General features: G+C 70.8%; 8 protein-coding genes and 1 pseudogene. 2 read left to right on the top strand and 7 right to left on the bottom strand.

The window, feature by feature from the left end; all coding sequences use genetic code 11:
* The coding region (locus tag VF697_RS34725; protein ID WP_331101819.1) for a sigma-54 interaction domain-containing protein at positions 1-909 on the top strand (909 nt) is incomplete at its 5' end.
* Positions 910-916: 7 nt separating this feature from the next.
* Here VF697_RS34725 and VF697_RS34720 read toward each other — a convergent pair.
* Complete coding sequence (locus tag VF697_RS34720) at positions 917-1,858, bottom strand: TraB/GumN family protein (protein WP_331101817.1); 942 nt, start codon at positions 1,856-1,858, stop codon at positions 917-919.
* 84 nt (positions 1,859-1,942) lie between these two features.
* Here VF697_RS34720 and VF697_RS34715 point away from each other — a divergent pair, with 84 nt between their 5' ends.
* Positions 1,943-2,599, top strand: a complete 657-nt coding sequence (locus VF697_RS34715; RefSeq protein ID WP_331101816.1) for a 2-hydroxychromene-2-carboxylate isomerase — start codon at positions 1,943-1,945, stop codon at positions 2,597-2,599.
* Positions 2,600-2,608: 9 nt separating this feature from the next.
* On the opposite strand, the gene VF697_RS34710 is transcribed toward VF697_RS34715, so the two are convergent.
* From VF697_RS34710 to VF697_RS34685, 6 genes and pseudogenes are all read right to left on the bottom strand, one after another.
* Complete coding sequence (locus VF697_RS34710) at positions 2,609-3,838, bottom strand: phospholipase D-like domain-containing protein (protein WP_331101814.1); 1,230 nt, start codon at positions 3,836-3,838, stop codon at positions 2,609-2,611.
* An 84-nt stretch (positions 3,839-3,922) separates the two neighbouring features.
* A complete protein-coding gene (locus VF697_RS34705; protein ID WP_331101812.1) occupies positions 3,923-7,057 on the bottom strand; it encodes a TonB-dependent receptor in 3,135 nt (1,044 codons plus the stop codon).
* Between the two features lie 495 nt (positions 7,058-7,552).
* The gene (locus VF697_RS34700) at positions 7,553-8,362 is read right to left on the bottom strand and encodes a J domain-containing protein (protein WP_331101810.1); all 810 of its coding nucleotides are present in this window, start codon (positions 8,360-8,362) and stop codon (positions 7,553-7,555) included.
* 12 nt (positions 8,363-8,374) lie between these two features.
* Positions 8,375-9,907: an Hsp70 family protein gene (locus tag VF697_RS34695; protein WP_331101808.1), complete on the bottom strand. Its 1,533-nt coding sequence runs from the start codon at positions 9,905-9,907 to the stop codon at positions 8,375-8,377.
* 23 nt (positions 9,908-9,930) lie between these two features.
* The gene (locus VF697_RS34690; RefSeq protein ID WP_331101806.1) at positions 9,931-11,889 is read right to left on the bottom strand and encodes a serine/threonine-protein kinase; all 1,959 of its coding nucleotides are present in this window, start codon (positions 11,887-11,889) and stop codon (positions 9,931-9,933) included.
* A gap of 2 nt (positions 11,890-11,891) precedes the next feature.
* A pseudogene (locus VF697_RS34685) lies at positions 11,892-12,282 on the bottom strand (hypothetical protein); the annotation flags it as partial.

Here is a 12,282-nt window from a genome sequence, read left to right as displayed (position 1 = left end):
TCCGCGAGGCAGGTGGCGGCGAGCGACGCGAGCGTGGTGCTGCTGGGGGAGAGCGGGACGGGGAAGAGCCAGCTCGCGAGGCTCATCCACTATTCGAGCAAGCGCGTGGCGGGGCCGCTGGTGGAGGTGCACTGCGCGGCGTTGCCGGAGACGCTGCTGGAGGGCGAGCTGTTCGGCCACGAGAAGGGCGCCTTCACGGGAGCCACGGAGCGCAAGGCGGGACACCTGGCGGCGGCGGACGGGGGCACGCTGTTCCTGGACGAGATTGGCGAGGTGACGCCGGCCACGCAGGTGAAGCTGCTGCGCTTCCTGCAGGAGCGCGAGTTCGTGCCGCTGGGCAGCACGCAGGCGCGCAAGGTGGACGTGCGGGTCATCGCGGCGACGAACCGGGACCTGGCCGAGGCGGTGCGTGAGGGGCGCTTCCGGGAGGACTTCTACTATCGGCTGAATGTCTTCAGCATCGAGGTGCCGCCATTGAGGGAGCGGCGGGAGGACATCGTGCCGATGGCGCGGGCCTTCCTGTCCAGGCGGGGGCTGCCGGTGTCGAAGCTGTCGAAGGAGGCGGAGGCACGGCTGACGGGCCACGCGTGGCCGGGCAACGTGCGCGAGCTGGAGAACGCGCTGGAGCGCTCGCTCATCCTGTCGGGGGAGGGGGACATCCAGGCGGAGCACGTGGGCCCGGGAGGCCCCTCGCTGTCGCGCGGCGGAGGCAAGGCGGTGCGAGCGGCGGACGTGCTGGGCGAGGGCTTCAACCTGGACGCCTTCGAGCGCGAGCTGCTGTACGCGGCGCTGGAGCGGGCGGGGGGCAACAAGACGGCGGCGGCGAAGCTGCTGGGCATCACCCGCCGCCGTCTCTACTCCCGCCTGCAGAGCCTCGGCGAGAAGGTGACGGAGGGCGAGGGGGACTGAGTCCGACTCAGGGCTCGCGGGGAAGCTGGCGCACCTGGAAGCCCCTGCGGGCCAGGAGGTCGAGCAGGCCCTGCTCACCCACGACGTGGCCGGCGCCCACCACGACGAAGTGCGTCTCCGGCTTGTCGAACAGCGCGACGAGCTGGTCCGCCATCTGCCGGTTCCGCGCGTAGAAGAGGGCCTCGTAGAAGGGGCGGTAGGCGGGGTCGTCCTTCTGCTCGAAGAGGAGCTGGCTCAGGGCCTCGGGGTTGCCGCCCTCCCACGCGGTGGCCATGCGCGCCATGCTGGTCGCCATCTGGGCGGCGCCCTGGAGCTGCTCCCTCAACATGAGGTCCTGCACCTCGTCGGAGAAGCTGGCGAGCATCCGCAGCTGGCCTTCGATCGTCTCCAGCTCCACGATGGCCTTGTTGCCGGCTTGCGCCCGGTTCAACAGCAGCCGGTCGATGCCGCCCGCCTCCGAGTAGCCGGCCTTCTGCAGCTCCAGCACGGAGAGCGTCATGAACACGAACCAGGGCCGCATGCGCTCGACGGTCTCCGGGGAGAGCCCCACGCGCTGGAGGGCCTCGGGCAGGAGCGCGCGGGTCTCGGGGCTCAGGTGCGCGCTCAGGGTGTCGGGCGGGGTGTAGAGGCCCAGGAGCATCAGCAGTTGCTGGGCTTTGCGCGGGGCCACCTTGGCCGGGTCCAACTCCACCACCAGCGCCTGCGAGCGGGCGAGCGCGGCCTCCAGGGAGGGAGGGAAGACGAACTGGCCGGGCCTCCCCATGTGGACCGAGCCGGTGAGGTAGAGCGGCTTGTCCGGAGCGCCCGGGCGCGTCACCTCCCAGAGGAAGGCCCGCTGCTCCGCCACGGCGGCGGACGAGGAGGTGGAGGCGAGAACCTCGCGCGCCGTGGTGGCACACGCGGTGCCGAGAAGCGCGAGCAGGGCGAGGAACAGTCGGGTCGGGCGCATGGGGTGTCCTGGAGGTTCGCGGACATTCTGGTCGACGGGCGGCGAATCCGCACTGCGATTCGCCCACCCGCTAGAGTCCGTGCCATGAACCGCGCTCCGCTCCGCTTCTTCTTCGACTACGTCTCGCCGTACTCGTATCTCGCGTGGACTCAGCTCCCGGCGCTGGCCGAGCGTCATGGCCGCACGGTGGAGCTCGTGCCAGTGCTCTTCGCGGGCGTGCTCAACGCGCTCGGCACGATGGGGCCCGCGGAGGTCCCGAGCAAACGCTTCTACATCTACAAGCACACCCGGCGGATCGCCCACGAGCTCGGCGTGCCCTTCGTCATGCCCGAGGCGCACCCCTTCAACCCGTTGCCCGCGCTCCGGATGACGGTGGCCGTGCGGGACGCGGAGGCCCGGCTGCGGCTCGCCTCCGCGCTCTTCTCGGCGATGTGGGCCGGGGGCGGCGGGCTGATGGAGCCGGAGCGCCTGGTCTCGGTCGTGTCCTCGGTGGGGTTGGATGCGTCGGTGCTGCTCGCGGAGGCCCGGACGCCCGAGGTGAAGGATCAGGTGCGCCGCAACACGGAGGAGCTGCTCGCGCTGGGGGGCTTCGGCGTCCCCACCCTCGTGGCCGAGGGGGAGCTCTTCTTCGGTGTCGACTCCCTGGGCCACCTGGAGCGCTTCCTGCGCGGGGAGGACCCCCTCACCCGCGAGGAGCTGGAGCGCCTGCGCCACCTGCCCATCGGCGCTTCGCGAATCTGAGCCGCGGGCCTACGGCGTGCCGCCGATGTTTGGCGCGGTGTAGGTGGCCTTCGGGTCCACCTCGGCGGCGTAGGGGCTCGACCAGCCATCGGCGAAGAAGCGCTCGAGCTGGCTCGCGAAGGCCTCACCCTCCACGAGGACGCCCACGTTGCGGCTGTGCGTGAAGTAGTCGCGCTCCCAGTTGCTCGTGCCGAGCCACGCCCGCTCGCCGTCCACCACCATGTACTTCGCGTGCACCACGCGCGCGAACGGGATGAACCCGCCCGACCACGGGGGAATGGTGACGAGCTTCACCGTCAGCCCCGGCGGCGCGTGCATCGCCTGCAGGCCCTCGATGGTGCCCTTGCGCTTGCCCCAGTCCGCCAGCAGCAGCTCCACCTTCACCCCGCGCGCCGCGGCCCGCTTCAGCGCCTCGTCCAGCTCGGGGAAGGGTTTCCCGTCCCGCGCCTTCGCCCGGTACGTGAGGAGCTGCACCCGCACCGAGCGCTTCGCCCCGTCGATGAGCCGCACCAGCTTGGGCAGGTCCCACGTGCCCGGGTCCGGCAGGTGGCCCTCGGGGCTGTGCGCGGGCGTCACCCCCACCGTGCCTCCCGCGAAGCGCGCCGGGAAGGGGCCTCCCACCGCCGCGGTGGCCGGCGCCGAGCCTCCCGCCGCCAGGGCCCAGTCCCGCTCGAAGACGTCCGCGAGCGAGCGCACCACCTCGGGCACGCGCAGGCGCAGCCCGAGCTCCTGGATGTGCTCCAGCGCGCGCCAGTCGAAGTTCTGGCTCCCGAGGAACGCCTCGCGCCCGTCCACCACGAAGTACTTCGCGTGCAGCACGCCGCCCATGGACTTCGCCGTGTCCAGCCGGCGCAGCTCGATGCCGGGCCGCTTCGCCAGCCGCTCCAGCGTCTCCGGGTACGTCTTGTAGAACTTCTCCTCGGCCAGCAGCCGCACCTTCACGCCCCGGTCCGCCGCCGCCTCGATGGCTTGGATGACGGGCTCGAGCCGGCTGCCCGGCGCGTTGCTCACGTAGAACTGCGCGATGTCCAGCGTCCGCGTGGCCCCGTTGACCATCTCGGGCCACACCTCATGGGCGTCGGGAATGTCCGGGTGGTCCAGCGTCGTCTCCACCGGGCTGCTCTCCACCAGCACCAGCTCGGGCGGGCCGGCGGGGGCGCGCACCGCGGTGGCCGGCGCGGCGCAGGCGAGGGTCAGCAGGAGGGGGACGAGGAGGCGGCGTGAGCGCGGCAGGGACATGGAGGCACCGTATAAAAACCAGGGGCCCCCCGCGATTGCTCGCGGAGGGCCCCGGGCTCACACCGTGTCTGGCGCGGGCGCTGCCTAGAAGACGTACCGCGCGCCGAGCTGGATCCGCCACCGGGAGAGGGTGGGGCTGAACACCGTGGTCCTCACCGCGCTGGGCTCGGTGAAGGTGTAGATCGGGCGGTTGTTGTCCCTGTCATAACCGACCGCGCGCAGGAACTGCGCGGCGTGGGTCTCGAAGTTGGCGTCCTGCTCGAAGAGGCCCCACTCGGGATTGATCAGGTTCATGACGTTGAAGATGTCTCCCTGCAGCTCCAGGCGCTGGCCCTTGATGAACTCAGGCGACGTCCAGCCGAGCCGGAGGTTGAGGAAGTTCTGCCACGGGTTGCGGCACTCGCCTCGCTGCACCAGGCGGCCCTTGGCGTCCCGGAGGCAGTCCTGGCCGTCGATGAACTTGCTCAACGCCTCGTACTGCGTGGGGTCCTGGAGGGAGATCTGGCTGGGATCCGCCGGGATGAACGCCAGGTCGTTCCCGCTGATGCCGTCCCCGTTGACGTCCCCGTTGACGCTCCAGGTGTAGGGCAGGCCCGACTGGCCCGTGTAGATGAGGCCCGCGTTGAAGCCGTAGGGCAGCGACCCGGTGGCGGTGAGGGTGATGCGGTGGGTGCGGTCGAACGCCGACGGCCGGAGGAACCGGTTGTCGAGCGTCCCGTCCACGGGAGCGAACTGGAAGTTGGAGAGGGCCTGCGTGCTCGTGAGCGAGATGCGGTCCCGAGCGTTGGTGAAGCTGTAGCCCACGCTGACATCCAGGAAGTCGCGGATCTCCTTCTGCAGCTGGAGGGTGGCGTTGAAGACCTGCCCGCCGTTCTTGTTGAACACCCTGATGGCCTGCACGAGGTTGGTCGTGTCGAGGCGGGTGGGCGTGACGCGGAGGCTGGGGCTGGCCGGCGTCCCACCCGTCGAGAAGGTGCCGTACAGCTCCCGGTTCTCGCCGCTGCGGCCCTGAGCCACCAGGTTCTCGTCGGTGGTGTACCAGCCGTTGATGTCCCGCGTGTAGAGCACGTCACCGGTGGCGATGATGCCGAAGGGCAGGCGCCGATCCGCCCCGAGCGCCACGCGGAAGTTCTGCGGGTACTTCGTCTTCCGGTCGAAGTAGTCGATCTCGCCCTGGTTGGTGGGCGCCGAGGGCGGCTGGGTCCCACCGGCACAGTCGAAGGGCTGCGCCTTGGGATCGGTGGTGAAGTCCGGGACCGGTCCGGTCCCCGCGTTGCCCCGGGTGCAGGTCAACTCCACCTGGGAGAGGCCGTTGATGCTGTACGCATTGGACACCCACACGTAGGGGGGCCGGCCCGAGAAGACGCCGAGACCGCCGCGGACGATGGTGTTGGCATTGCCTTCCACGTCCCAGTTGAAACCCAGGCGGGGCGACCAGAGGGGGTTGCCGCTGGGCACCTGGCTCGTGTCGATGGCGAGCGCGGCGTTGTTCACGAGCGCTTCATTGGTGTTGGCCTTGGACAGGAACGGCAGGTCGAGCCGGATGCCGGGATTGAGCGTGAAGCCCCGGAACACCGTCCAGTTGTCCTGGAGGTAGAAGCCCGGCTGCGTCACGGTGAACGCGGCCGTTCCCGGCTCCTGCCGCGGGCTGACTCCGAAGCGACGCTGGAAGGCACTCGCCCGTCCGGCCTCGAAGTCATCCAGGCTCTCGAAGGTCCAGACGCCGGTCGCCGCTTGCAGGAAGGCGTTGCGGAGCTTGAAGAACTCGGTGCTCGTCCCGGCGGTGATCTGGTGGTCACCGGCCACCAGGGTGAGGCTGTCCTGGATCTGGTAGATGTCCTGGTCCAGCTGGTTGAGCTGGGAGAAGCGCTCGGCGCCCGCCGCCAGCCACGAGTCGGCCGCGCCGAGCTTGCCGGCCTTGACCAGGATGAGCGGAAGATTCGAGGAGGGATCCCGCGCGTCCCGGATGATGGAGAAGCCCGTCAGGAACTCGTTGGAGAGCCGGCCGTCGAGGAACGTCGAGGTGAGCTTCGCCCGGGCGGTATGGGTGGTGGTCGTCTGGGCGTAGCCGGCGTTGGAGAGCTGGTAGCCGTCGCGCAGGCGGTTCGGAATGGACGGAGCGGTCGGCGAGCGGGTCAGCGAGTCCTGCAGCGCCCCCACGAAGTTGTACGAGACTTCCAGGTAGCTGTTCGGGATGACGCTCGTGCTGATCTTGGCGAAGACGTTCCGGTCCGGGTTGCGCAGCTGCGGGGCCAGGGCGGTCCCCGGGTCGCTGACGCCGTACTTCTCGGAGAGCAGGCGGGTGAACCGCTCGGCCTGCTCCTGGGTGAACCCCGCCCGGGCCGCGTCCTCCTCCGCGTTCTGGCCACCGATCTGGAACTGGTTGCCGAACGACGAGTTGCGCTCCTGGAGGTCGGTCGCGACGAAGAAGTGCACCTTGTCCTTGACGATGGGACCGCCCAGGCTGCCGCCGAACTGCCAGATGCTGTAGCCGAGGAACGTCGGATCATCCCGCTTGCCGGCGAGGGCCTTGTTCTGCCCGTACCCGAAGAGCGAGCCGTGGAAGTCGTTGGTGCCGCTCTTGGTGACGGCGTTCACCATGCCGCCCGCGAAGTTGCCGTAGCGGACGTCGAAGGGGGACACCTGCACCACGAAGGTCTGGATGGCCTCCATCGAGATGGGCTTGGCGCCGGCCTGGCCGCCCGGCGTGCCCGAGCCCGACAGGCCGAAGAGGTCGTTGTAGGCCGCGCCGTCGACCTGGATGTTGTTGAAGCGGTTGTTCTGGCCGGCCATCGCGGTGCCGCTCACCTGCGGAGTGGTCGCGATGAGGTCGGTGAAGTTGCGGCCCTGCAGGGGCAGCCGGGCCATCTCCGCGGAGTTCATGGTCATCGAGGGGCCGGTGCGGCCCTGGTCCTGGAGCGCATCGGCCTCCTGGGCCACGACCGTCATCTCCTCCTCGAACGCCTCGAAGGGCTGCAACACCAGGTCGAGCGTGAGGCGCTGACCCAGCGCGAGCTGCATGCCGGTGCGGGTGTGCCCGTAGTAGCCATCCAGCGAGGCCGTGAAGAGGTACGGGCCTCCCGGGGGGAGGTTGTCGAGGAGGTAGTTGCCCGACGAGCCCGTCACCGCGGTGAAGGTGGCCCCGGTGGCTCCATTGCGCAGTTGGACCACCACGCCGGGGAGCGCTTTTTTCTCCTGGTTGGTAATGGTCCCGGTCACCGCCGAACCGGTGACGCCTTGCGCCAGGGCCCCTGACGCGAGCACGGTCGTGGTGAGGAGGACTATCAGCCTGAGTAGGTGGGGTGGGCGAAGCGATTTCATGAAACCTCGCAAGACCTGGAGGGTGAGCGGGAACCGGCGGCGTCGATGCGGACCGGGGGATTCGCAGCGGAGCCGCGCTGTGCGGAATGAAGATCCTTGGGAGTGCCCACTTCTGCTTCGTCTGAACGCACGAGGGGCCTCCCGGCGGAGTGAGGGGGGTGGCTCGCGACACGACGGACGTTGCCACTCGAACGGCGGTCACTGCCGGAGCGGCCGTCTATCAACATTTGAGGGTCCTTTCCAACTGGTGGCTACATTTTCACCTTGAGTTCACACAGGTGACCGCACCGGTAGGGGAGACCGCGCTCTGGAGGAGGGGACGCACGGCGTGACGTGGCGCGTCAGGCGCACGGCCACAGAGGCACCCTCACCCTCCCGTGAGGGAGCGGGGCGCTAGCGACCCTTGAGGGAGCGGCCCGACTGCTTGTCGAGGAAGTCGAGGCCCACCCGGGCCTCGCGGCAGTCCGGCTGGAGCTGGAGGGCGCGCTCGAAGCTCTCGCGCGCGCGATCGAAGAAGCGCGTGCTGAGGTACTGGTGGCCACGGCCCACCAGCTCCATGGCCTGGTGGCGGGGCGTGGGATCCAGCTTCGCGGCCTTGGTGAACAGGTCGAACGCCTTCGGGTAGTCCGAGGACTCCAGGGCCAGCATGCCCAGCTTGTAGAGCTGGAGCGCGGCGGCCGCGGGCAGGGTGCCACTGCGCGAGCCGGGTGAGGTCTTCACCTCGGGAGGGAGCACCGGAGCGGAGGGCGTGCGGGGCGGGGGCGACGTCGGGGCGCCGGCCGCTCCGGGCGAGGTGGGCATCCCGGGTCGCGGGACGATGGGGGTGCCGAGCGCGGGCGTGAGGGAGGGGCTGGCGCGCACCGGTGCGCTCGAGGCCTCGCGAGGCGGCACCAGGGGCGCCAGGGGCGTGCGGGGCGGCGTCACCGGCGCGAGGGGGGTGCGCGGGGTCTCGCGGGTGAGCCGCTCGCTCCACTCGCGCCGCTTGTCCGGCTGGGAGAGCAGCTCGAAGGCCTTCTTGGCGAGGAGGAAGGTCTCCAGCGCCTGGGCCTTCTCCTCCGCGGACTTCATCCGGAGCCGATCCGGGTGGGACTGCGCGGCGATGCGCAGGAAGGCCTTGCGGATGGCGGGCGCGTCCTCGGTGCCCTGCAGTCCGAGCACCTCGAAGGGGTTCTTGCCATGAAAGGGGGAGGAGTCCTGGGACATGGGGCCTCCCCTTCAGGGCGAGCTGGCGGTGGGCGGGCGCAGGCGGGCCTCGGCCTTGCGCCCGGTGGCGGGCTCGCGCGCGGTGACCTGGAGGATGCCATCCGCGTCGATGGTGAAGTCCACCGCCACGCGCACCGAGCCACCCGGCGCGGCGGGCAGTCCCGCCAGTTGCAGCTCTCCGAGGTAGCGGTTGCCGTCCACGGTGGAAGCTTCGCCCTGGTACACCTCGATGTCCACGTGGGTCTGGTTGTCGAAGGTGGTGGCGAACACCTTCGTCTCGCGCGCGGGGATGGTGGTGTTGCGGGGGATGAGGACGCTGAAGCGGCCGCCCTCGGTGCGCACCCCCAGGCTGCGCGAGAGCACGTCCAGCAGCAGCACGTGGGGCAGCTCCGGCGAGGCGCCGGCGACGATGTCCGCCTCGAGGGCGGCGCCGACGGCCACGGCCTCGTCGGGGTTGACGGAGCGCTCCCCGGGCCGGCCGAGGTACTGCTCGGCGCGCGCGCGCACCGCGGGCATGCGCGTCATGCCGCCCACGAGGATGACGCGGTGGATGTCCCGGGCCTGGAGGTCCGCGTCCTGGAGGGCCTGCTCGCACGGGGCGCGCAGCCGCTCCAGCTCCTTGGCCACGAGGTTCTCGAAGAGCGAGCGTGGGAAGGAGGGAATGGACAGGTGCAGCGGGCCCTCGGGGCTGGTGGCGACGAAGGGCAGGTCCACCGCCGTCTGCTCCACCTCGGAGAGGGCGCGCTTGGTGTTCTCCGCCGCTTCCTTCAGCCGCCAGAGGGCCGCGGGATCTCCAGCCAGGTCCACCCCGGTCTGCTTGAGGAAGATGCGGTGCAGCGCCTCCACCACGAGCTCGTCGAAGTTGTCGCCGCCCAGGAAGTTGTCGCCGCAGGTGGCCAGCACCTGCACCACCTCCTCCTCCACATGGAGGAGGGAGATGTCGAAGGTGCCGCCGCCCAGGTCGAACACGGCGATGTTCTCCGGGTGGGACTCGTCGAAGCGGCAGGCGAGCATGGCGGCGGTGGGCTCGTTGAGGAGCCGGTGCACCGTCAGCCCGGCGCGCAGGCCGGCGTTCTTCGTCTCCTGGCGCTGCACCTCGTCGAAGTAGGCGGGCACGGTGATGACGGCGCCCTCCACCGTCTCGCCCAGCTGGGCCTCGGCGCTCTCCTTGAGGTAGCGCAGCACGTGGCTGGCCACCTCGGCCGGGCGCATCACCTGGCCGTGGACGCGCACCGCGGCGTTGCCGGAGGGGTCGGCCACCACCTCGTAGGGCAGCAGCCGCATCAGCTTGCGCACCGCCGGGTCCGAGAAGCGCCGGCCCATGAGGCGCTTCACGCCGAAGAGGGTGCTGCGCGGGTGCAGGGCGCCCTGGCGGCGCGCGGGGCTGCCCACCGTCACCTTGCCCGAGGCGTCGAAGCTGACGACGGACGGGGTGGTGCGCTCGCCCTCGCGGTTGGGCAACACACGGGCCTGGCCCGTGGCCGGGTCGACCACGGCCATGCAGCTGTTGGTCGTGCCCAGGTCGATTCCGAGAACGATTCCCATACGCCCCATCCCTGGCGTGCCGCTCAGGCCGGCGCCAGGAGCCCTATCTCCGTGAAGAGGAGCGCCACCCGGCGCACCGCTACTTCATCCTCCGGACGCTTGAGTTCCGCAAGGGCGCCGGACAGGGTATTTCCCGGCTTGTTGAGCAGAGAGGCGGCGCGCAGCTCGGACGCCGAGAGCGCCAGGTCACTGGCGACCACGGGGGCGTCCAGGTTGCGGTAGAGGGGCTTGTTGCGCAGTGGCTCCTGCTCCCTCACCAGCCGCTCCAGGGGGTAGTGGGCGCGCAGGCCCTCGTTGAGCAGGGCCAGCCCGCCGAGCTTCTCCTCGGTGCCGTCGATGACGGGCAGCTCGCGCTCGAAGAAGGCGTAGCGGCCCCGCGTCCAGCCGAGCAGGCCGAGCGCCACGGTGCGCCGGTGGTCGCGCGACCACTCGGCCAGCTCCGCCGGGGAGAGGGCGCGCGAGGCCAGCAGCGCGTCCAGCAGCCGGCCGGAGAAGGGGCGGGTGTGCTCCACCGCGCGGAACCACAGCTCCGGCGACAGCTTGCCCGTGCTCAGCAGGAAGGGGCCGAAGCGGTCCGCGGCCACGTTCGAGCGCACGGCGATGACCTGCCCCGCCTTGAGGAAGAGCTCCTTGTGGGCGCGGTTGTTCTCGAAGTGGAGCCGGCCGGTGGCCTTGGCGAGCATCAGCCGGGCGATGACGCGCACGGCGGGCACCTGCCCGAGGTCCCCGGCATAGCGCGGCGGGGGGGCCTTGGCGCGCCGGGCCTCGAGGCGCTCGCGGGCCGCGGCCGCCACGGCGCTGAAGCGGGCGAAGGCCGAGGGCGGCAGGAAGGGGCCGCCGGCCTGGGACACCTGTGCCTCCGGCGACAGCTTCCCCGAGGCGAAGAGCAGCTGCACGTCCTCCTCGCCCAGCTTCGCGAGCGAGCGCCCATCCGGCTCCCGCACCGCGTAGACGGGGGGCGTGACCGGGGCGGGGGCCGGGGGGGCCTCCCGGGCCATCAGCGCCTCGGAGATGGGGGGCAGCACGGGCGGGGTGCGGACCTCCGGCTCGTAGCAGGAGGCCATGAGCGCGGCGAGGTCTCGCTGGGACACGCGCAGGCCGGCGGCCAGGAGGAACTCGTCCAGCGCATCGAGCACGTCGGCGGCCGTCTGGTAGCGCTCGTCGGGGTTGGCCAGGATGCAGCGGTTGACGATGGTGCACAGCGGCTCGGGCAGGAAGGGGGACGAGTCCTGGAGCCGCAGCGGCCGCACCTTGAGCGTCAGCGTCTGCTTGAGCACGTCCATCACCGGGCCGGGTTTGAAGGCGGGGCGCCGGGCCAGCAGCTCGTAGAGGGTGATGCCCAGGGCGAAGATGTCGCCGCGCGCGTCCGGCTTCTTCCGGTTGAGCTGCTCGGGGGGGATGTAGCCCGGCTTGCCGCGCACGTTGACGGCGACGTCGGAGTTGCCCTCCCCGGTGAGCGCCACGCCGAAGTCCAGCAGCTTCACCTCTCCCTCGAAGGAGACGATGATGTTGGTGGGGTTGACGTCGCGGTGCACGAGGTGGAGCGGCTCGCCCGCCGCCGAGCGCGCCCGGTGCGCGTAGTCCAACCCCTTGAGCACCTCCAGGGCGATGTAGCAGGCGATGTGCACGGGGATGCCCTGTCCCCTCGCCGCCATGCGCCGCATCAGGTCGTGCAAGTCCCGCCCATGGATGAACTCCATGGCCATGAAGAACTCGCCCTGGTGCTCTCCGCAGTCGAAGATCTGCGCGATGTTCATGTGCTGGAGGTGGCCCGACAGCCGCGCCTCCTCGATGAACATCTTCACCGTGGCCTCCTGCCGGGTGGCCTCGGGCAGCACGCGCTTGACGACCACCTGCTTGGCGAAGCCGCCGGCGCCGAGCGCCAGGGCCCGGTAGATGTCCGCCATGCCGCCGCGGCCCAGGTGACTGAGCAGCACGTAGCGGCCGAAGCGGGCCGGCAGGGAGCTGTCGCCGCCCGTCATGCTCATTTCCTACCGGATCCGCCGGGGGTGCTCTCCTCGACGAGGATGTCGTTGAACATGTCCTCGCTGATGATGAGCGTGCCGGGGCGTCCCGCCACCTTGGGCGCCAGTCCCGGGAGGGGCGCGGGCGTCTTGGCCGGGGCCGAGGGTGGGGGCCTCGCGCTGGCGCGGGGCATGGAGGGGATGTGCGGCGCCGCGGAGACGACGGGCACGGGCGGCGCCACGGGCACGGGCGGGGGCAGCGAGGGCGGCGGCGACTCCAGCTCGTCGAGCGGGCCGAGCATGATCTCCATGCTCGGTACCCGGGGCTCGAGCGCCACGGGCGGCTCGGGCAGGGGCGGCGGAGGCACCTCGGCGCCGAGCGTCTCCAGCATGCTGGTGGCCAGCTGCATG

Origin of the sequence: Archangium sp., assembly GCF_036388035.1 — a bacterium.
Lineage (GTDB): Bacteria > Myxococcota > Myxococcia > Myxococcales > Myxococcaceae > Archangium.
This window is presented reverse-complemented; position numbering and strand designations above follow the sequence as displayed.